Annotated in this window: 16 protein-coding genes; all 16 read left to right on the top strand. The window is 58.8% G+C overall.

Annotation, left to right across the window (positions count from 1 at the left end; translation table 11 throughout):
- The first annotated feature begins 8 nt into the window (after positions 1 to 8).
- The 16 genes from HHI26_RS23910 (at position 9) to HHI26_RS23835 (ending at position 19,907) form a co-directional block, all read left to right on the top strand.
- On the top strand, positions 9 to 461 hold the full coding sequence (locus tag HHI26_RS23910; protein WP_171149831.1) for a hypothetical protein: 453 nt from the start codon (positions 9 to 11) through the stop codon (positions 459 to 461).
- Positions 458 to 667 (top strand): hypothetical protein, encoded by a 210-nt coding sequence (locus HHI26_RS23905; RefSeq protein WP_118666150.1) that lies wholly within the window; start codon positions 458 to 460, stop codon positions 665 to 667. Before HHI26_RS23910 ends, HHI26_RS23905 begins: the two co-directional genes overlap by 4 nt.
- The gene (trbB, locus tag HHI26_RS23900; protein WP_171149830.1) at positions 664 to 1,266 is read left to right on the top strand and encodes an F-type conjugal transfer protein TrbB; all 603 of its coding nucleotides are present in this window, start codon (positions 664 to 666) and stop codon (positions 1,264 to 1,266) included. Before HHI26_RS23905 ends, trbB begins: the two co-directional genes overlap by 4 nt.
- Before the next feature lie 40 nt (positions 1,267 to 1,306).
- A complete protein-coding gene (locus HHI26_RS23895; protein WP_171149829.1) occupies positions 1,307 to 1,609 on the top strand; it encodes a hypothetical protein in 303 nt (100 codons plus the stop codon).
- Positions 1,606 to 2,973: a conjugal transfer pilus assembly protein TraH gene (gene traH / locus HHI26_RS23890; protein ID WP_171149828.1), complete on the top strand. Its 1,368-nt coding sequence runs from the start codon at positions 1,606 to 1,608 to the stop codon at positions 2,971 to 2,973. Before HHI26_RS23895 ends, traH begins: the two co-directional genes overlap by 4 nt.
- Positions 2,966 to 6,076: a conjugal transfer mating-pair stabilization protein TraG gene (gene traG / locus HHI26_RS23885; RefSeq protein WP_171149827.1), complete on the top strand. Its 3,111-nt coding sequence runs from the start codon at positions 2,966 to 2,968 to the stop codon at positions 6,074 to 6,076. Before traH ends, traG begins: the two co-directional genes overlap by 8 nt.
- Before the next feature lie 29 nt (positions 6,077 to 6,105).
- Positions 6,106 to 6,675, top strand: a complete 570-nt coding sequence (locus tag HHI26_RS23880; RefSeq protein WP_171149826.1) for a hypothetical protein — start codon at positions 6,106 to 6,108, stop codon at positions 6,673 to 6,675.
- Between the two features lie 134 nt (positions 6,676 to 6,809).
- Complete coding sequence (gene traT, locus HHI26_RS23875) at positions 6,810 to 7,541, top strand: complement resistance protein TraT (protein ID WP_171149825.1); 732 nt, start codon at positions 6,810 to 6,812, stop codon at positions 7,539 to 7,541.
- A gap of 291 nt (positions 7,542 to 7,832) precedes the next feature.
- Positions 7,833 to 8,147, top strand: a complete 315-nt coding sequence (locus HHI26_RS23870) for a hypothetical protein (protein WP_205945734.1) — start codon at positions 7,833 to 7,835, stop codon at positions 8,145 to 8,147.
- A gap of 130 nt (positions 8,148 to 8,277) precedes the next feature.
- On the top strand, positions 8,278 to 10,866 hold the full coding sequence (gene traD, locus HHI26_RS23865; protein ID WP_171149824.1) for a type IV conjugative transfer system coupling protein TraD: 2,589 nt from the start codon (positions 8,278 to 8,280) through the stop codon (positions 10,864 to 10,866).
- The gene (mobF, locus tag HHI26_RS23860; protein WP_171149823.1) at positions 10,863 to 16,472 is read left to right on the top strand and encodes a MobF family relaxase; all 5,610 of its coding nucleotides are present in this window, start codon (positions 10,863 to 10,865) and stop codon (positions 16,470 to 16,472) included. The genes traD and mobF overlap by 4 nt, the downstream gene beginning before the upstream one ends.
- A gap of 22 nt (positions 16,473 to 16,494) precedes the next feature.
- The gene (locus tag HHI26_RS23855) at positions 16,495 to 16,698 is read left to right on the top strand and encodes an Hha/YmoA family nucleoid-associated regulatory protein (RefSeq protein WP_171149822.1); all 204 of its coding nucleotides are present in this window, start codon (positions 16,495 to 16,497) and stop codon (positions 16,696 to 16,698) included.
- A 10-nt stretch (positions 16,699 to 16,708) separates the two neighbouring features.
- Entirely contained in the window at positions 16,709 to 17,518 is an 810-nt protein-coding gene (locus HHI26_RS23850; protein ID WP_171149821.1) for a DsbA family protein, read from the top strand.
- Positions 17,519 to 17,616: 98 nt separating this feature from the next.
- Positions 17,617 to 18,159: a phospholipase D family protein gene (locus HHI26_RS23845; protein ID WP_205945732.1), complete on the top strand. Its 543-nt coding sequence runs from the start codon at positions 17,617 to 17,619 to the stop codon at positions 18,157 to 18,159.
- 141 nt (positions 18,160 to 18,300) lie between these two features.
- Positions 18,301 to 18,549 carry a replication regulatory protein RepA gene (locus HHI26_RS23840; protein WP_171149820.1) on the top strand — a complete coding sequence of 83 codons (249 nt, stop codon included), beginning with the start codon at positions 18,301 to 18,303 and terminating at the stop codon, positions 18,547 to 18,549.
- 293 nt (positions 18,550 to 18,842) lie between these two features.
- Positions 18,843 to 19,907 carry a Replication protein gene (locus HHI26_RS23835; RefSeq protein WP_171149819.1) on the top strand — a complete coding sequence of 355 codons (1,065 nt, stop codon included), beginning with the start codon at positions 18,843 to 18,845 and terminating at the stop codon, positions 19,905 to 19,907.
- Positions 19,908 to 20,998 lie beyond the last annotated feature (1,091 nt).

Raw genomic sequence — 20,998 nt, 5'->3', positions numbered from 1 at the left:
AGGTACTCATGTTTACATTATCTCATGCTGCGCGTGCGGGCGCGTCAGCACTTAAAATGGGTGTTTATTCCTTGCTGGTCGGTCCGGGCGTGATGCTGACAGGTCTGTTAATGCTCACCCAGCCCTCCGTGAATGAGGAAATTCTCCGGAATGCGGAACAACTGGTTCGTGATGCGCCGGCAGATAAAGTCTGGGCCTGCAGTCATGATGACAGTCACCGGGCGGCGTTGTCAGTTCCATCTCTGCCAGTATCAAAACCCATAACGATGCCGTCGACCCTGCGAGTGGCAAAGCCCTTAACGTGTACGCGTCATCTCCAGAGTCGTTCGGACTGGATCAAGGCCTCTGATGTGACTTTGCATAACTTATATACGTCGGTGGTTCTGCTGAGCGGACTGATATATGCGTTCTGGGTATTTTTGATCCCCAAAAAACGCGCCCGGCGCGGGGAGGGCGTATGAGAAACATCAACGCCGTCATCATCCTGTTCCTGTCGGGTATCGTGCTCAACTGCCTGCGCCAGCTGCTCGACTGGTCGGTGAGCAGCACCCAGAACATCCTCGGACTGCTGGCGGGTATCTTCCTGGCTGCTGCCGTGATCACCTGCCTAGTGACCGAATGGCGTGACCGCCACCCTGCTCCTCATAAACGGGAGAGCGGGCGATGAAAGCGATCCTTGCACTGATTTTGCTGGCACTTCCCGCCCTGTCACAGGCCAGCGTGGCCGATGAGATTGCGGCGCTGGAGGCCGCTAAGGCACAGAACCCCCCGCAGCTGCTGCCGGGTTTTCCGACCGGACCGCTGGCGCGGGTGCCGCGCCCCATGATGCTGCAGGACGGGCGTCAGGTTGATCTCAACAACTACGCCTTGGTGGTGTTCATGCAGCAGCACTGCGAGTACAGCGCAAAGTTCGACCCGAAGTTGAAAAGCTGGGCGGGGGAGAACGGAATGAAGGTCTATCCCTACACGCTGGACGGCAACGGTGACGCCTCGTTTCCGCACCCGCTGGTGCCGCGCAAGGCCGGGCCCAACGAACCGCTGGCCGGGGAGATCATGACCTTCTTCGGAAACGGACTGCCGATTGCCACGCCGACGACCTTTATGGTTAACGTGAACACCAATGCTGCCTACCCGCTGATTCAGGGGGATACGGATATGTCGACGCTGAGCAGCCGCGTAGCGCAGATGATTGAGGCCGACCTTGACCACGTCTCTGCCGACCAGTTTGGTCCCGTACCGTCCAGTCAGGGCATGACCCCGCAGTAACCTTCATGGCGGCACCGCCGCACCCTTTGGAAAAACACGTATGTATTCCAGACCGTTCGCGCTCACGCGCACTGAACAGGTGCTGCTGCTCGTCTGCGCTTCATGGCTGGCCAGTGCGGCGCTTTACGCCTTTATTGCCGCTGAACTCATCCGGCCGGTCGTTGATTCCGGTCGGTTGCGTTTTGACTCCCCGGAGGGGCGTCTGTTGAGCGGCCTGCGGGACTATCCGCTAATTTTTCTTCTGTCGCTGGCGGGCGGCTTTGCCTGCGGCGCACTGGTCAGCATTGTGCTCCGTCGTCATGTGTTTACAGATACCGGGCTGTTAGCCGGGGAGGATGTATGAAATTTCGAAAAGTTGTGGTGAGTTTGGCTCTGGCGCTGGGTATCAGTACACCGGCACTGGCCGACGTTAACGGTGATCTGAACGGCTTCTTCGGCAGCCTGGGCTATGACGGCAACGTCAGCAAGGCACAGGCCTGGCAGGGGCAGGCGGCAGGTTACATGACCGGTGGCTCCATCTACCTGCGCAATCCCGTCAAGCAGGTGCAGCTTATCTCGATGCAGGTTCCTTCGCTGAACTCCGGATGTGGTGGCATTGACGCCTACCTGGGCGCATTTTCCTTTATCAGCGGCGCGGAAATTCAGCGCTTTGGTAAGCAGATCATGTCCAACGCCGCAGGATACGCGTTTGACCTTGCGCTGCAGACGATGGTACCGCAGCTCAAGCAGGTGAAAGACTACCTGCAAAAAATTGCCTCCGACATCAACTCCATGAACATGAGTTCCTGTCAGGCGGCGCAGGGCATCGTCGGTGGCCTGTGGCCCGTCTCGCAGGTCTCTAACCAGAAAATCTGTCAGGACATCGCGGGTGAAAACAACATCTTCTCCGACTGGGCGGCTTCACGTCAGGGCTGCACGGTGGGCGGGCAGGGTGACAGTGTCACCAATCGGGCGTCGGATAAGGACAAGGATCAGGTCCTCAAGAACAAAAACCTCATCTGGGATGCGCTGGGCCGCAACCGCCTGTTCGACGGCAATCGCGAGCTCAAGCAACTGGTGATGAGCATCGTCGGTTCCATCATCTTCAACAAGGACGGGCAGGTCACCATCCTTACCCCGATGGTCGACAACCGCGATATCATTACCATCCTGATGCGCGGGGGCACCGCCAAAATCTACGGCTGTGATGATGCGGACCTGTGCCTCGCTCCGACCGTCAGCAACGTGACCATCAGCGCCAACAACGCCCTGGTGATTCAGGTGCGGAACATCATGATTTCGATGAACGCCAAGCTGACCGAGGATACCGGGCTGACCGAAAAGGAGAAGGGGTTCCTCAACACCACGTCGGTGCCAGTGCTCAAGTATCTGACCAACTCGCAGAGCATGGGGATGGCACCAACCTATCTCGTTCAGGTGGCCGACTACATCGCGCAGGACCTGATGATCCAGTATCTGCAGGAGCTGGTGAAGCAGGCCAGCCAGTCGCTGGCGGGCAAGAACTTCCCTGAGCAGGCGGCGCGCGATCTGCGTGAAAACATTCAGCATGCTCAGGGACTGCTGGCCGACATGAAGCTGCAGTCGGCGGCAGACCAGAACGCGCTGGACGGGATTGACCGCAACATGCAGTACCTGCAGCAGCAGGTCTCCACCATTATCTCCACCTCGTATCAGGGGAACTACCGCTGGGGGAACAGCAATGACTGAGGTCTACACGATTTTCGGCGGTGACATGTGGCGTCAGGTTCTCAACGGCGTGGTCACCATCATCGGATCTTCAACATTTGACACGCTGCTGCGCATTGTCAGCACCTTCGGCGTGCTGGGCGTGGTGGTGTCGTTTATTAAATCCCGTAACCCGATGGTGTTCCTGCACTGGCTGGCGGTGTTCATGGTAATTACCTCCGCGCTGCTGGTTCCCAAGCGCAGCGTGCAGATCATCGATATCACCGACCCGGCGGGAATTTATGAGGTCGATAACGTTCCGCTGGGGCTGGCGATGATTGCCGGGCTGTCGACCAGTGCGGGGTTCGGCGTGGCGCAGCTGTATGACTACGCGCTGTCGCGGCCGGACTCACTGACCTACACCAAAAGCGGCATGCTGTTCGGTTCGCAAATCGTGGCGCAGACCTCCGATTTCCGTACGCAGAACTCGCAGCTGTCGCAGATGCTGACCGACTACGTGGAAAACTGTGTGATCGGGGACATTCTGCTGAACCAGAAATACAGCATCAACGAGCTGCTCAACAGCACCGACCCGCTGACGCTTATCACCAATAACCCGAGTCCCCTGCGCGGTATTTACCAGACCACCTCAGCCGGACGCGAGTTCGTGACCTGTCTGCAGGCGGCGACTACCATCAAAACGCTGATGGGACAGGACATCCGTATCGGCGGCACCAGCTGGCACGACATGGCCACGCGTATTTTTGGCAGCAGGGTGAATGCCGACGCGCTGCTGGGCAGCGCGATGGATGAAAGTTATGGTTTCTTTTACAAGGGCGGCCAGAGTGCGGCGCAGATCATGCGTAATAACGTGACTAACGCAGCGGTACGCGACGGCTGGAAAGGGTTTGCGGCCAGATCATCAGACACGGCAAACCTGGTGAATCTGGCCACCGAGTCCAGCATGACTAAACAGCGTCTGAGCTGGGCGGCCGGTGGCACAATTGCGACCCGCACGCTGCCGATGTTCCAGTCGCTGATGATGCTGATCCTGATTGGGCTGTTCCCGCTGGTGATTGCGCTGGCGCTGGTCAATCACACCATCTTCGGTCTGAACACGCTGAAGATTTATGCGGGCGGTTTTCTTTACTTCCAGATGTGGCCGGTGATGTTCGCCATCCTGAATTCACTGGCGACCTTTTACCTGCAGACGAAAACGGGGAGCACGGACCTAGTGCTGGCCAATACTGACAGGGTGGCGCTTCAGCACTCCGACGTGGCCAACATCGCGGGTTACCTCAGCATGTCGATACCGGTACTGTCGTTCTTCCTGACCAAGGGGGCGGCGTCAGTGGCCTCGCAGGCGGTGGGCGGCATCATGAGTTCGGCGGCGTTTGCCACCGGTGGACAGGCGTCCACCACGGCTGACGGCAACTGGTCGTTTAACAATATGTCGATGGATAATGTCAATGCGAACAAGTTTGACACCAACCTGAGTCAGCGGATGGGACAGCAGAGCCATCAGCTGGAAGGGGGCAGTATGCGCACCCAGACGTCGGACGGACATAACGTGTATGACACCAGCGGGGCCATCTCGAATCTCCCGGTCAGCATGAAGCTCAGTTCGCTGGCCAGCAGCGGATTCAGCGAACAGGCACGTCAGGCGCAGCAGCTGGCGCAGACCTCACTGGATGGCTATAACCACAGCGTAACCAGCGGGTTCCAGCAGTTGTCACAGTTGTCAAAACAGTCCGGTAACAGTGACAGCCTGACGCAGGGCAGCGACAGCAGCCTGGCGACTAACGCCACGCGCGGGGCCAGCATGATGATGTCGGCCGCTGAAAGTTACGGCAAGGCGCATAATATCTCGACGCAGGAGGGCTATAACAGGCTGATGGATATCAGCAATCAGGGGTCTGCAGGGGCAGGGGGGTCTGCTCAGATAAAATGGGACTCCGGCGACCAGATCGCTGGCAAAATTGGGAAATGGGGCACCGGCCTCAGCGTGAACGGAGAGGGGCATGTCAATTCCGACTGGAAACACTCGTCCGGTAGTTCGCACGGCACTCAGGATAGCGGCTCGCAATCGAGAGACTTCCGTCATGATGAAAACAGCCAGGCGGTGAAAGACTTCCGCCAGGGCATGGACATGGTGGGCAGCACGCGCGTCAGCGACTCAGGCAACCATACAGACAACCAGTCTAACTCTCAGGTTGAGCAATTTGCGGCGACGCTGAACGATGCGAAAAGCCAGTATCATCAGTATACCGACAGCAGCACCCGCAGCCAGGAGTTCAGCCGTATGGCCACGCTGTCGCAGAACCAGAGCGCCAGCCTCGATGCCAACTACAACCAGGAGTTTGTGGACTGGACGACGGCCAAATATGGTCACGATGCGGAGGGTATCCTGACCAACGTCAACTCCGCGCGAACCGCCGCCACCGAGTTCGTTGAGGAGCGACTGAAGCCGGAAATTATGAGCAACTACGGCAATGCCCAGGCGCTGACCGGTTCTGCGCCGCTGCGGCCATCTGAGACGTTACCATCTGAACTTCCGAATATGACGACAGCAGGAGGGGCGGTCACGGGGTCCGGTGTTAACGCGCCAGTCCCGGCGTACGAGTCTGGTAACAACAGACCACAGCGTGCAGGTGGGCCGGTGCAAAGCAATGGGGACTATGGCGTTCCTGCTGGCACAAGCGAACCATCCCGTGTCCGTGAAAATTCTCCTGGACGTAACGGTGGAGGATATGAAGCCCCTGTATCTGCTGGCGCTCCATTCCACGTGCGAGACGGCGGTGGCCGGGTGCCTGGTCAGGATATCACCTCCGATTTCGATGCTGCAAAGGCCCGGGTTGCACAGCAGTCTGAAGGAACCGGCATCAGAAATGACATCGGTCAACGAGTGGCAGCACAAAGATCTGAAAATGCCGATAACATAAGAGAAAATGGTGCAAAAACTGGAGAAAATAAAACCACTGTTCAGGCATCCAGTGATATATTAAAGGGAGAACATCATGGAGCGGTTAGAAGTCATGATATTGGTCGTACTGAAGAAGATCTGAAGCAAACCAAACCGATTTTTGACAGGGCTGAAGCTAATAGTTACAGCGACAAGCTTGAAAAGCTTCGTAATCAGAAATAAAGGTTTCTTAATTTTTAAGGAAATAGGTAATGAATAATCTGACAGCAGCAGACGTAGATGCAGATATCACTATGCTGATGGATAGTTTCAACGTTCATAAAAGGAGCATTCCTTCTCTGGGGATGTTGATGAGCCGAAGTGCAGTCGTACCTTGCTTCTCATTTTTCTTCAGCCTAATCAGTACAGTTGTATTCTACTCTTCGACAGATAAGGACACTGCTTCAGTGTCAGGATATTTTGATTTTTTCATGAACGAAGGGTGGTATTTAGTAGCTGCAACTGTTGCCGTTGGGTTGCTTTTTTCTATTATGACTTACAGTAATTTGCTTACTTATATGGCAGTTCCTGAAGAGGCACGAAAAAAATCTATAATCATTCGTCATTTGAAGAGAGTTACGCGTAAGACAGTTTTCTTCTTTTTTGGTCTGATTGTCGCCTCATGTATTTTGTCTGGATTATCGCCGTGGTTCACTGTGGCAATCCCGGCGCTTACATTGACATTGTTTATTGTGGTTAACGTTATTGTTGGACTGGAAATAAGCCGGTTAGGAATAGGTGTTTTCTTACAGAAACTGAGCTCACTGGTTAAAAAGATTTAAGTCTTCAATAAATCTGCCGATAACCCCTCCGTCACTCCGTCGGAGGGGGTCTTTTCACCCCACACCGATCGAACTAAGGGCCTTCTGAGCCCCGGGTACGCCTGCCCGTTATCTACCGACAAGGAATAAAATACATGCAATTCCGCAATACTTTTGTGGCGGCCGTTGCCGCATCATGTATTGTACTTTCTGGCTGCAGCGCGATGGGAACCGCCATTAAGAAGCGCAACCTCGACGTCAAAACGCAGATGAGCCAGACCGTATGGCTTGAACCGTCCTCTGAAAAAACCGTGTACATCCAAGTCCGCAATACCTCAGACAAAGACATGAGCGGCCTGTCTCCACTGCTTGCTCAGGAACTGCGTAACAAAGGCTACACGGTGACATCATCACCGGATGCAGCCTATTACTGGATCCAGGCGAACGTACTGAAGGCTGAAAAAATGGACCTGCGCACTGCTCAGGGCCTGCTGGGTACGGGCTTTGAAGGTGCAGCCACCGGTGCCGCACTCGGTGCGGGCATTACCGCCTATAACAGCACGTCCGGTGGAGCGATCCTGGGCGTGGGGCTGGCAGCCGGGCTGGCCGGAATGGCTGCCGATGCAATGGTTGAGGACGTGAACTATGCAATGGTGACCGATCTGCAAATCAGCGAGCGCAGCAAGGCAACCGTGACCACCGATAACGTGGCGGCGCTGCGTCAGGGCACCTCCGGTATCAAGCTGCAGACCAGCAGCGAAGAAGGCAACCGTTTGAAGTACCAGACCCGCGTCGTGTCGAACGCCAACAAGGTTAACCTCAAGTTTGAAGAGGCGCAGCCGGTGCTGGAAGCGCAGCTGGCGAAGTCAGTTGCGAACATCATGTAATACCCTCTGTGGTGGCACTGTCGCCACGGGTTCTGCCTGGCGTGCCGGGCAGTAACCAGGAGGCAGGGATTGCCATTGAGAACAATACGCTCTCCGGACAACACCTTTCCTGCCTCCCGTTTACTGAATCCTGAATCCACTGACTGATAATTCATCGCGTTCTGCCCCTGCGGCGGAGTGACCGTGCCTGCTTTACCTCCTGTGATATGACGCCTCCTCGCCCTGACGGATAACCCGTCCGGACTGCGGCGGGCGTTGCGTCTTTGATAACCTTCTTCCGTAAGGATTTTTATGCTGCAGATTAACGGTGCGGTACGTACCCTGATTGCCTGGTTCACCCTGTTCTTTGTCTGGAGTGCCTTCGTGCTCTGGTTCCACGGTATTACACTGATAAAATTCATCATGAGCACAAGCTCGCTCTTTACTTACGACCTTGCCATTCACTCCGCAGAAAATCTTCCCCAGTCTGGCGTTCCCGTCCTTTTGCTGACGCTGACCGTACTGGCCGCCGGAGCGGTTCTGGCCAGCACCGCGCTTGTCATCGCCGGCGTGCTGGCGGTCTGTCGCCAGGACATCGCCCGTGCGGCGGAACACAAGCCTGAATGACGGCATCCTGACCTTTACGCTTCTTCCGTTCTGACCGGGCTGCGACCTGCCCATCTCCCCCTTTAATGATGACGCCCTGCCTGCACCCTCACGGGAGCGGGCTGCGCCTGCGCGTTTGCCGGAGTCTTTCATGAGTTTCACCCCTAAAAATCTCACCCAGGGCGGTCAGATGACGGCCTACCGCCTGCGTATGTTCGCGCAGGTTAACCAGTGGATCTTCAACTGGATCCTGCTGCTGTTCGTTCTGATGACGGGCCTTATCTTCTGGGGCATCACGCCGGACGATACGCTGCGTAACGGCTTCTGGCACTGGACGGGGCGGATGTTCTCCAGTCTGGTCCCGCTGATGAACCCCTCAAGCCCGGCGACCTGGGACATTCTGTATCACTGCGGCGACGGCACGCAGCTGTGTAAGGCAAAACTGACCCTGGCGCAGGTGATTGCGGACCCGTGGATGCGGGAGATGGGGGCGAACCTGTGGGTAAACCTGAAGGTGTGCGCCACCGGCAGCGCCATTTTCTGCAGCGCTCTGTTCTGTCTCATCGCCTGGTACGTTGGCCGCATCGGCAGGAAGGAGAGCGAGGACGAGTACATCTCCGGAATGACCCTGACCGAGGACGTCCCCAGCGTGAACCGCATGCTGAAGAAAATGGGAGAAAAGTCGGATCTGCAGATTGGCGGCCTGCACATGGTGAAGCACGCGGAGGTGATGAACTTTCTCATCCACGGCACCATCGGCGTGGGCAAGTCCACGCTGATACGCTGGCTGCTGGACTACATCCGTAAGCGCGGCGATCGCGCCATCATCTGGGACTCCGGCGGCACCTTCACCGAAACCCACTATGACGAGCGGCGCGACGTGGTGATGAACCCGCACGATGAACGCTGCCCGAACTGGGTGCTGTGGCGCGAATGCACCAGCCCGGTGGACTACGACAACCTGACCGAGGGGCTGATGCCGGAGGAAGGAGAGTCGGATCCGTTCTGGGTGTCGTCGGCGCGCACCATCACGGCCGACACCGCGATGCGTATGGCCTCCGACCCCGATCGCAGCATTGAAAAGTTCCTCACCACGCTGATGTCGATGGGGCTGAAGGACCTGCGCGCATACCTCAAGAACCTGCCATCGGCCAACCTGGTCGAGGAGAAAATCGAAAAAACCGCCATCTCCATCCGCTCCGTCGTCACCAACTACGCCAAGTCGCTGCGCTACCTGCAGGGCCTTGACCGGGACGGTCGTCCTGAGTTCAGCATCCGCGAGTGGATGACCGACGAGAAGTACGACAGCAGCTGGATGTTTATCTCCACGTCTGCACGTCACCGGTCCGCCGTCCGGCCGCTTATCTCGATGTGGCTGTCGCTGGCCACGCTGTATTTACAGAGCATGGGAGAGAATTCTGACCGCCGCGTATGGTTCATCCTGGACGAACTGGCCGCGCTGCAGAAAATTCCGGCGCTGGCCGGCACGCTGGCCGAGGCCCGCAAGTTCGGCGGCTGCTTTGTCATCGGCATTCAGAACATCCCGCAGCTGATCACCATTTACGGGCAGCAGATGGCTAAAACCATCTTTGACCTGCTGAACACCCGCGCCTACGGACGTAATCCAAGCGCCGAAGTGGCAAAAATCGTGGAGGAAGACTTGGGATCGCAGCGCCGTCGCGAAGCGCGTGAGCAGAACAGCTACGGTCTGGACCAGGTGCGTGACGGGGTCTCCATCAGCAAGGACAAGGTACGGGAGCCGGTGGTGGACTATGAGCAGATTATGCGCCTGTTCAACCTCAACTTTTACGTACGCCTGCCCGGGGAGTTCCCGGTGGTGAAGCTGAAGCTGAAGTACCGCCAGCAGCGTAAGTACCACCCCGCGCTGATGGAACGCAACATCCGCGACACGTTAAGCCCACAGCTGGAACAGATGATCACGCAGAACGAACGGGGTGCGCGGGCTGCCGGCATCTCGTTCCTGACGGGCGACGAAATTCTGGAACAGCCGGAACAGAAAAAGGGCGCAACAACAGCAGAGACAGGGACTTCTTTTGACGTTCCTGTCTCTGCCCCTGAAAAAACGGTGGCGCAACCCGACCCCGGGAAGGTCGTCCGGGCCGTAGCTGAAGCGGACAAAGCGCCTGCTGTGCCGGAAACCCCAGCCTCTGCGCTGGCACCGGTGCTGACGCTGGTTCCCCGGGCGAAGACCGAAGTGCTCTCTGAGAAGAACACCGACGTTAAGCCGGGTGTGGAAACAAAACCGGCAGCACCGGCGGTCAGCGACAGGGCCGTCAGCGTTGCGGAAAAGCCCGTGACGCCACCGCTTCCTGCAGCTCCGGTTGTCCCTGCGGTGACAGCAGCTGTCGGAACCCGGAAAAAAACTGCCACTCCGGCACCACCCAGCGCGCTCGACTACCTCAACCTCCACCGTCGCAGGAAGCCTGACGCAGATGCACAGGACGCTGATGAGGCGTCCGCTCAGGGCGGAGGCGAAGCGCCGGAACTGGTGATGGAGGCCGAAATTGATGCTGACGGCACGCTCAACCTGCGCGCGGCGGGCGTGGAGAAAGCCGGACAGCCCGGTGAAAAAAGTGACGGCAACCGGAATGCCTCTCAGGCCAACCGGTCGATGGCAGACGACGAAAAAAACATCCTTCACCACCACCCTGCAGACGACTGGGAAGCCTACAGCGCCATGCAGCATGAAAACCATGAACCCGGAGACTTTGAACGATGATGACCGTGGCGCCCGTGGCGTCGGCCGCAGGTGCGGCTGACTACTACAGCAGCAAAGATAACTACTATTTTCTCGGTGACCTCGAAAGCCAGTGGCTGGGCGAGGGCGCGAAGCAGCTGGGCCTGGAAGGCCCGGTTGACCTCGATGCGTTCACCGACCTTCTGCACGGCCGCCTGCCAAACGGCGTTGAACTGGGCAAAGAGGTGCAGGGCAATCACGTACACCGTCCCGGACACGACCTGACCTTTTCGGCACCCAAAAGCGTGTCGCTCCTGATCCTCGCCGGCGGTGACCGCCGCCTGCTTGAGGCGCACCATGAGGCGGTAAAAGAAACGCTGGCCATCATTGAGCAGAACGTTTCCGCACGGCACACGAAGGACGGCGTGACCTCCATCGTCCCCACCGGAAAAATGGTGGCGGCGCTGTTTACGCACGACACCTCGCGCAACCTTGATCCGCAGATCCACACCCACGCCGTGCTGGCCAACGTGACGGAGTTGGAGGGAAGCTGGAAGGCGCTGGCCACCGACTACGTTCACGGAGCCGGCTTTATCGAGACCATCTACCGCCATCAGACCACGTTCGGGAAAATCTACCGCAACCAGCTGAAGGATCGCGTGGAAGGGATGGGGTTTGAAACGGCGCTGACGGGCGATCCGCACGGCATGTGGGAAATCAAGGGTATTCCCGACACGGTGCTCGAAGCATTCTCCACCCGCCACCATGAGGTGACCAGCGCGGTGGGCGAAGATGCTTCTCTGAAAAGCCGCGACGTGGCGGCCCTGGACACCCGCCAGGCGAAACGCGCCCCGGAATTTTATGAGCCGGGTGAACCCGGACCGCGTCAGGCATCTGAAGCGACACGGGACGACGATCGGCGGATTCTCGTGCCCACCGACTTTCTGACGGCGGAAGAACGCACTGAGCCTGTGAAGAACGAACCTGCCGGCGCAGGCGATCCGACCCGACCCGCCCGTGAACCGGCAAAGGACGTCCCTGAACGTGAGGTGCCGGTGGGGGGCGATGCGGACAAAACACCGTCCAGGCCGGTCACTGAAGCAGCGCCCGCAGAACAGGCGCAGGAAATGACCCCGGGCGAACGGACCGAGGCCGGACGTAGCCGGCTGCTGGAGCGCTGGAACAGCCAGATCCACGGACTGGGCTTTGATCTTAAAGAATTCCAGGCGTCAGTTCAGGCCCCGCCGGTGCGTGAGCAGTCAGAGCCTGTGGCCGCCGATGCGCTGCAGTCGGTGCGTGAAGCTATCTCGGTTCTGAGCGACTCGCGTACGCGGTTCACCTACGGTGACCTGCTGATGACCGCCCATGAAACCGGCCCCGGCGTGAAGGACACGCAGGCGCTGCGCAGTGCGATTGATGAAGCTATCCGCGACAACCAGCTGGTGCCGCTCGACCGTGAAAAAGGGGTGTTTACCTCCCGTATCCACCTGCTCGATGAACTCTCCGTGCAGCAGCTGGCGGGCGGGCTGGTGAAGGACGGCCGGGTTGTTGATTTTCGCACGACCGGGAAAGAGGTTCCGGCGCGTCTGGCCGGTATCGAACATGCGCCCGTGGCCATCCTGAATGCCCCTGCGTCAGTCGGCCTGCTGCGGGAAGTGGCGGAGGATCTGGTGACAATGTCACTTGAACGCGGGCGTGAAGTGCAGGTGCTGACCAGCTCGGCCGAACGCCGGCTGACGATGGCCAAATCACCGCAGCTGCAGGACAGGCTGCTGTCACGCAGCGGTATTAAGGACGCAACGTTTTCACTGGTCCCCCACAGCACGCTGATCGTGGAAGGGGCGGAGCGGCTTGGCCTGAAGGAGATGCTGGTCCTGACCGGTGAGGCCCATGAGAAACAGGTGCAGCTGCTGTTTCTGGACAGCGCCGGGCGTCAGGCCAACGGCAGCGCGATTTCAGTGCTGGAGTCGGCGGGCGTTGAGCGCCATGCACTGACTGAGCCTGCACCGGGTATGGAAGCGCGCGTGATCAGCATCAGCGACAAGCGCGAACGCTACCGGGCGCTGGCCGAACGCTTTGCCGACCTCAGCGGTCCGGACACGCCGGTCACCGCCGTGGTGGTGGGGCTGCGCGAGCAGAAGCAGCTGACCGGAATTATCCGCGATGCCCTGCAGAACGCCGGCAAGCTGGACAGGGACGGCATTACGGTTGAGTCCCGCACGCCGGTCTACCTGGACAGCAAAACGCGCAAACTGGCCGGGTCGTATCGCGCGGGAATGGTGCTGGAAGATCGTACTGAGAAGAATGAAACGAAGCACTACACCATCGACCAGGTCCATCCCGACACCCGCATGCTCTCCCTGGTGGACGGAGATGGCGTGCTGTCCCGCGTGAAAATGAGTGCCCTGACGGGCGACTGGCGGGCCTTCACCACGGAGGACATCAGCGTGGCGAAAGGCGAACAGCTGTTTGCCCTGGCGGGCGATAAGGGCAACGGCCTGAAAGCCCGCGACCGTATGACGGTCACCGCGATCGGTGACGGCAAACTCACCGTGGTGCGCGAGGGAAGCAGCCGGGCCATCACCCTCCAGGCGGGGCAACCGCTGTACGTTACCCACGGCTGGGTGGCCGCCCCCGGCAGCCGGGACAATGAAAAGGGCATCGTGCTGGCCAGCCTGAACAGCAGGGAGCTGAACGCCGGCACGCTGAATGCGCTGGCCCAGTCCGGTGACCAGGCGGAAATCTTCACCGGAGAGGCGCAGAACCGCGCAGAGGATCGGCTGTCACGCATGCGTCCGGGCAGTTCGCCGCTGACGCTGGTGCAAAAGGCCAGCGGAGAGGCGACCCCTGACGGCGGTATCAGGGCGCTCAACGATGCCCTGATGAATGATGCACAGAAAGCGGTGAGCCGGGCGGTTGAGCAGATGTCACAGGTGGCCTTTACGCGAACCAGTCTGCTGAAGGCGGCGATGACGTTTAACGACGCAGTGCCTGCGCTGAGTGAGGAAATTACCCGCCAGGTGAAGAACGGCGACCTGCTGGCCATCCGGGGCGGCAGCGATGCCACCTATGTGGCCAGAGCGACCTGGGAAATGGAGAAGTCCATCCTGCGGGATATCAGCGACGGGAAAGGGGCGGTTGTCCCGCTCCTCAGCCAGGTGGACCCGTCGGTGCTGGCCGGACTGACCGCCGGACAGCAGTCGGCCACGCGCATGGTGCTGGAAAGCGATGACCGTTTCACCCTGGTCCAGGGGTATGCGGGTACGGGGAAAACCACGCAGTTCCGGGCGGTGAAGTCAGCCACGGAGACGCTGCCTGAAGACCAGCGGCCTGTGATCATTGGCCTGGCGCCCACGCATCGCGCGGTGAAAGAGATGCGTGATGCGGGCATTGAGGCGCAGACGATGAAATCGTTCGTGCTGGACTGGCAGCAGCGGACGGCGGCAGGCGAAGATGTCCGGTTCGGCAACACGCTGTTCCTCATCGATGAGGCCTCGATGCTGGGTAACCAGGACACCGCTGCCGCTTACCGTGCTATCACCGCCGGTGACGGCCGGGCGGTGACGGTCGGAGACATCGCACAGCTGACGTCGCCGGAAAGCGGCGAAGCATTCCGGCTGCAGCAGGAGCGCAGCCCGGCTGACGTGGCCATCATGAAGGAGATTGTTCGCCAGCGTAATGAAGACCTGAAGTCAGCGGTCTACAGCGTTATCGATAACCGGGCGGCCACGGCGCTGGAACAAATCAACCGCGTCAGTCCCGACGTCGTGATGCGTGAGGACGGCGCGACTGCCCCAGCGCATTCAGTGATGGAGAGTAAAACTCCGGTGGAGGGGATTGTTAATGACTGGGTCAGCCGGACGCCGGAGGCCCGGGAGAAAACCCTGATCATCACCCAGCTGAACGCCGACCGTCAGGCCGTTAACGCCGGTATTCACGAGGCGCTGGCGCAGCGCGGGGAGCTGGGCAGTCTGGAGGTCACCGTTCCGGTGCTGGCCCGTATCGGCGGTGGCCGTCACGATTTCAGCCGTATTGCCGACTGGAAAGCGGGACAGGTGGTGCTGGAAAACGACCGTTACCTGACGGTGATGGCCGTCGACCGGGGGACAGATAAGGTCATCCTGCGCGATGAGGACGGACGCACGCGCTGGTTTTCGCCGGCAGAGCTGAACGCCACCGGAATTGAAGTTTTTGAGCGTCAGTCGCTCGGGGTGCGGGAGGGGGACAGCCTGCGGTTTAACAAAACGCAGAAGGCGGCGGGACACAGCGCGCATGAACAGTATCGCGTTGAAAAAGTCGGGGCCGACGGCACCCTGACCCTGCGCAACGCCACGGAGGTGAAAACCCTGCGCCCGGAGGACACGCTGGCCGATCGCCATATCGACTACGCCTGGGCGGTAACCGGATACGGCGCTCAGGGTGCCAGCAGCGACTACGTTATTGCACTGGAGGGTACGGAAGGTTCACGTGAGCGTATGAGCGGGATGCGGGCGTTCTACATCAGCGTGTCGCGTGCGAAAGAGCACGTTCAGATCTGGACGGACGGCGTTGATGACTGGCTGAAGACGCTGAAGCAGGGGGATGGTGACCTCAAAACTGCCCATGACGCGCTGGCACCGGAAAAGGAACGGCAGCAGGCAAAAGGTATCTGGGCAATGGGGCAGCCGCTGCGTAAAACGGCAGCCGGGCGTACCTGGGCAAAAGCGGAAGGGCTGACGCAGGGGGCGCTGACGGCGCGTATCATTCCGTCGACCCGGCGCTATCCTGAGCTGCATCTTGCCGTACCGGTGTATGACGGTAACGGCAAAACGGCGGGGCTGGCCATGCAACCTCTGAACACGAAGGGTGACGTTAAGCTGACCGGGGAGGTGAGGATGGTGACGACGGAACGTGCACAGGGTGCGGTGGTGCAGCTCAGCCGCAACGGGGAAACCCGGGTGGTGGCCACGCTGCAGGAGGCGCTGACGGTGGCCCGGGATAATCCGAAATCCGGGGTGGTCTGGCAGACGGGGGATGAGGCACCTTCTGCGCAGATGCTGAAGATGAGCAAGGGGCAGGTGCCGCAGCCGGACCGCACCGCAGATATCCAGGCCCTGGTCAGGAGCGTTGCATCGGAGCTGGAGCGCTCCGGACAGTTGCCGGACATTACCGGGCTGGCAGCGGATAAACGCGAGGTTCTTGATACCTTTATTCTTCAGCAGGTCAGGGACAGCCTGCAGAGTGGATCTGCTTTGCCAGCTGATCTTGAACTGGCATCACGGAACCCACCAGACCTGTCAGCCGCCGTACGTCACGTCCTAGGGGCGCTGAATGACGATACATCAGCAACCGTATCGCTCAAATCCGCAATGGAGACGCTGCGTCCTGACATTCCAGACATTGTGCTGCCGAAGGGAGACGGAGCGGAGAGCGCTGGCGGCATACCGGCATCGGTCATTCGCGAGCTGCAGGACGAGCTACAGCAGACGCTCAGGCCGTCTGAGAAACAACACGACATCAGAGTCAGCCCGCAGGCGCTCGATGCGGTGTCACGCGACCTGGAACGCCGGCAGGAACTTAGCCTCCCGCCAGCACCTGAACGCGGGCGGGAGATGGAACGTCAGGATCTTGACCACGGCCTAAAAAATCCTGTACAGAAAGAACGGTAAGTTCATGAAAACAGGTGAGTCTATGACGAAACAGGAGTGGATATTCCGGCTCAGGCGCTGCACCCGTGCCGAGACGCTGGAGAAAGTGGCAGAACACCAGAACCATATGCTTGAGGGCGACGCGCTTTATGCGTTTAACGCGGCCGCCGACCACCGGCGGGCTGAACTGGTCGCCGGACGATTGTTTGACAAAATACCCAAATCACTGTGGCGCCACGTGCGCTGAGGAACCCCCTTTGAAACAGACCTTACTGAAGGTGGCCATGACGGCCGCCCTGCTGTGCTGCGCCGCGTCTGCGGGTGCGGAGACACACGCTGCCCCCGCTACGAATGACGGTTTTACCCCCCAACAGCAGGCGGACATTGGCAAAATTGCCGGTGATTACCTGCTGGCCCACCCGGAAATACTGCTGCAGGTCAGCCAGAAGCTGCAGGCGCAGCAGGCCGACAGGCTGTCGCTCTCGATGCGCACGGCGGCGGTGAAGCTGCAGGGGCCGCTGACAACGGATCCGGACGTACCCTCCGTCGGTCCGGCGGATGCGCGCGTGGCGGTCATTGAGTTCTTCGATTATCAGTGCGTGTACTGCAGCCGGATGGCACCGGTGGTTGAACAGGTGATGAAAGCCCGCCCTGACGTGAAGTACATCTTTAAAGACTGGCCAATCTTTGCCGGTCGCTGGGAAACGTCGAAAACGGCGGCAGAGCGCGGGCTGCAGGTCTGGAAGCAGAAGGGGGCGCAGGCCTACATGGCGTATCACAACGGCATTTACGCCACGGGTCACGACGAAGGCAAACTCACGCAGGCTGACATTGACCAGGTCAGCACCGCCGCCGGCTTCGCTCCCTCAGATCCAGTGACGGTGTCTGCGCAGGTGATTACGGAACGCAACGACGGACTGGCGCAGGCCATCGGGCTCACCGGGACGCCCGGCTTTATCATCATGCCACTGTCCGGGGCCATGACGGAGAACACGACCGTGCTGGGCGGTGCCGTTCCGGTGCAGCAGTTGCAGGACGCCATCGAACGCGCGTCGGGTAAACACTGACCCCATCCTGCCCTTACCGGGCGGACTGTTCGTTCCTCGCTTCGCTGCGGTACGCCTCAGCCCGTCCGGCCCGGTCAGGGCCGTAAACGAGAACACATATGATGAAGAGAGTTCAAACGCTGTGCGCGGCGATCGTCAGCGCGTCGCTGTTACTGAGCGCTGCGCCAGTGATGGCTGTGCCGTCGGTGAGCGTGGGTTTTTCCCCCGAAGGCAGCGCGGAGCAGCTTGTCATCAGCACGATTAATGACGCCCGGGAGAGCATCCGGCTGATGGGATACTCGTTCACGGCACCCGAAGTCGTGAAAGCCCTGATGGCAGCAAAGCGCCGGGGCGTAGATGTGAAGGTGGTGCTCGATGCAAAAGGCAACGATAACCGTTCCGGTCAGGCAGCGATGGCGTTACTGGCCAGTGCGGGTATTCCGGTAAGGACGGTGAGCGCTTTCAGAATCATGCATGACAAGACGATCGTTACCGACGGGCGGAATGTGGAAACGGGCAGCTATAACTTCAGCAGGTCGGCAGCCCGGGATAACTCTGAGAACGCGCTGCTGCTGAAGGACATGCCTTCGGTTGCACAACAGTACCTTGTGCACTGGCAGAGTCGCTGGGACATGGGAACCGACTGGTCTCCCGCAAATTAACCTCTCAAAACTCCACTCTTACTTTACTGACGTGACGGGCGCGCCAACGCCGGTCACGCCGTTGTATAAAGTAAGTCGCTGATTTCAGGAAGTTGTAGTATTCTCAGTCGATGATCCATTTTTTATTATGGGGAGGCTGAAATGCCACGAGTTGTAAACGCGGATACTTCCTCATCGCAGGACAAGCGCCCATACCGTAAGGGGAATGCCTTATCCCCTGCTGAAAAGAAACGTATGTCGGTGTCACGAAAGAAAGAAACGCACAAAGAAGTGAATGTCTTCATCCGGAATGAGTACAAAGAAGTCCTGCTTCAGCTATGCAAAGATTCGGGGATGACCCAGGCTGGCATGATCGAGAAATGGATTGAAGACGAAAAGGCTAAAAAGTAGTCTAATGTAATGGTGATTCAGTTACTTTCTTGTATGTAAGAAGGATGAGTGCTAGATTGCTCTAAGACTAATAATATCTGGTGGGCCACGCCGCAAGGTGGCAGGGAATAGGTTCTGTAGAGCGTTTTTTCCAGAATCTGAAAAGCAAAAACCCCGATAATCTCTTCTGTTTGGCGACGTGAAGATTACCGGGGTCCACTAAAACTGTATAGAGTTTGTTGCTCTATGCAGGGAGTATAGGTTTATGCCTTTTAAAGGTCAACTCCCCCCGCGCAACATAAGTGCCGGGAGCTGTGTCTGAGCACATCTTTACGATTTCTCCGACCGGGGCTGCTACAGCACCGGCGGGTGCATACCGTCCTTCCCGTCGCGGCGAGTCCAATCGTCAGCGCAAAGGGCAGGCCAAAACGCACCGCAATCACCAGCCTCAGTTTAATGAAAAAACCCCGCGCGGCATGGCGTCCAAAGTGGTGGCCTGCATCCGTGGCCACGACTGGTGTCGTAACGCCGATCTGACCGAGCTGCGCCGTCAGGGTTACACCCCTTACTCGCGGATGTTTGATAAAACGTTCCGCCCGAAACCCATGCGTATCACCCCCCGTTCAGAGAGCCGCGAGGCCCTGACCGCACTTTCCCTGGTGCTGGCCGCCAACTGCGACTACAGCCCTGACAGTGAATACATGTTTGAAGTGATGCTTCCGGTCGAAGACATGGCGCGCCGGATGGGCGTTCTTCACGTCTATGAGAGCGGCCGCAAGGCGTATGACGTCCTGCTCAACGCTCTGCGCGTGCTGGAGCAGTTGGACTACGTCGTCGTACACCGCGACCGCGACACGGACTCTGGTCAGAACAAGCCGATGCGCATCTTCCTCACCGAAAACTTCTTCGCCTCGCGGGGCATGACGGTCGAAAACGTGCGTCAGTACCTGCACAAATACCGCCAGTGGGCGGTAGCCTCGGGCGTGGCGCAGTCCATGCGCGAGAAGTACGAACGTCACCAGCTGAAGATGGCCCGTCTGGGCATCAATATCGATGGCCATCACTCACTGAAAAACCGCCTGAAGCAGATCAAACGCTGGGTCGTCAGCCCGGAGCTGCGCGCCGAGAAGCAGCGCGTGAGCTCCGACATTGAGCGCGCGCTGGACGGACGTGCTGATAAGCTGCGGCAGCTGCGCCCGCGTAACGGCACCGACCGTTACCAGAGCGCCTGGCGCCGCCATACTGCCAGCGGTGCGCTGACGATGGCCATGCAGATGACGCTGGAAAAGGGCGTTAAGGCCGAGTTCCCGCAGCTGAACGTGACCGACACCGAGAAGTATTACCGCCTGCTGCTGGAGCGCGCCGGCGTTACCCTCTGATACACACCCCCCTCAAATAACCGCGCCCGTCGCGGTGTCTGTGCTGGCGCTGAACGGTCATTCCCGCGCCCGGCAGGCCCGCGCACGCCTGAAATTCGTCCCCGACCGCATGCGTGGCCACGCTTCCCGCCGTTAAACGGCCACCGCCGGCAGCAAAGTACAGTAAGCAGTCAGTTAACTTCGAACAGTTGCCAGCAGCACGGTCGTGTGAGCCGTTAACTTCGAAAATCACTGACGGGATATCGTTAATTCCGAACGTTACTTCTGAACAAAACATGCTTTCTAAAGAAAGAGTACCCTGAGCCTGCTTCGCATGGCTTCGGGGTAGCTCCCTTCACTTCGTTCAGGGCATATTCCTGCGTCATTAAAGAAGCGACAGTTTCCCGCCGATCATCTTCAGAAGTAGCTCCCCGGCAAGCCGGGGCAGAAGAAGCCAAAAGTATTAGTTACAACAGTCAATGTCTGAACCGGTAATGTCAGTGCAAACCTCAACAGCGCACACACACCAGGCATCCGGGTACCCACTGCAAAGCCCCGCCGCCCCGGGCCAGAGGCCCGGAACTGTGTGGCTTTAGAGTTGGGTGTTGTAACTATGATTTAGATCGCTTTAAGAGGTGTCGCTGTAGCTATCTTTTGTCTTCGACCAGTTAACTTCTTCGGCGCTGAAAGGACGCTGCTTAAAAGCGTCTGGCAGGGATGGGTTGGATTTTTGCCACCATTGTGCCTGTAACCGGCTCCGCCGGGCTTACGGCGCCCGAGGGCATCAGAGTAGTCCTTAACAATTTCTGGCGCCTCCATGCCGCTAACGCGGCATTCAGGAACAGGCTGCGCCGCGCTACCGGCGACCCTTACCCAACGAGTTCCATAAGACTGCATCTGTCGCCTTCATGCGCTTAAGCGCATCAGTGACGGTCAGAATTTAGGGGGTACCCTTGGAAAACCGAAAATATCCTACGCTAAGCCTGTATCATAAGCAGGGATGACGGACCGCTTTGTGCTGTGAGTTCAACTGATGGACGCAACACACTTATTGAACCGTTCTGCGGGTGATTCATAATCTAGCGTTTTTCTCGGCCTTTCGTTGAGCTGTC

This window comes from Erwinia sp. JH02, assembly GCF_013074405.1.
GTDB classification, from domain to species: domain Bacteria; phylum Pseudomonadota; class Gammaproteobacteria; order Enterobacterales; family Enterobacteriaceae; genus Erwinia; species Erwinia rhapontici.
This window is presented reverse-complemented; position numbering and strand designations above follow the sequence as displayed.

Excerpts from the sequence above, each read along its gene's own strand:
- HHI26_RS23840 (WP_171149820.1), top strand. The coding sequence starts at position 18,301 with ATGCCACGAGTTGTAAACGCGGATACTTCCTCATCGCAGGACAAGCGC.
- traD (WP_171149824.1), top strand. The coding sequence starts at position 8,278 with ATGAGTTTCACCCCTAAAAATCTCACCCAGGGCGGTCAGATGACGGCC.
- HHI26_RS23870 (WP_205945734.1), top strand. The coding sequence starts at position 7,833 with ATGCTGCAGATTAACGGTGCGGTACGTACCCTGATTGCCTGGTTCACC.
- trbB (WP_171149830.1), top strand. The coding sequence starts at position 664 with ATGAAAGCGATCCTTGCACTGATTTTGCTGGCACTTCCCGCCCTGTCA.
- traG (WP_171149827.1), top strand. The coding sequence starts at position 2,966 with ATGACTGAGGTCTACACGATTTTCGGCGGTGACATGTGGCGTCAGGTT.
- HHI26_RS23895 (WP_171149829.1), top strand. The coding sequence starts at position 1,307 with ATGTATTCCAGACCGTTCGCGCTCACGCGCACTGAACAGGTGCTGCTG.
- traH (WP_171149828.1), top strand. The coding sequence starts at position 1,606 with ATGAAATTTCGAAAAGTTGTGGTGAGTTTGGCTCTGGCGCTGGGTATC.
- traT (WP_171149825.1), top strand. The coding sequence starts at position 6,810 with ATGCAATTCCGCAATACTTTTGTGGCGGCCGTTGCCGCATCATGTATT.
- HHI26_RS23880 (WP_171149826.1), top strand. The coding sequence starts at position 6,106 with ATGAATAATCTGACAGCAGCAGACGTAGATGCAGATATCACTATGCTG.
- HHI26_RS23845 (WP_205945732.1), top strand. The coding sequence starts at position 17,617 with ATGATGAAGAGAGTTCAAACGCTGTGCGCGGCGATCGTCAGCGCGTCG.
- HHI26_RS23910 (WP_171149831.1), top strand. The coding sequence starts at position 9 with ATGTTTACATTATCTCATGCTGCGCGTGCGGGCGCGTCAGCACTTAAA.
- HHI26_RS23905 (WP_118666150.1), top strand. The coding sequence starts at position 458 with ATGAGAAACATCAACGCCGTCATCATCCTGTTCCTGTCGGGTATCGTG.
- mobF (WP_171149823.1), top strand. The coding sequence starts at position 10,863 with ATGATGACCGTGGCGCCCGTGGCGTCGGCCGCAGGTGCGGCTGACTAC.
- HHI26_RS23855 (WP_171149822.1), top strand. The coding sequence starts at position 16,495 with ATGACGAAACAGGAGTGGATATTCCGGCTCAGGCGCTGCACCCGTGCC.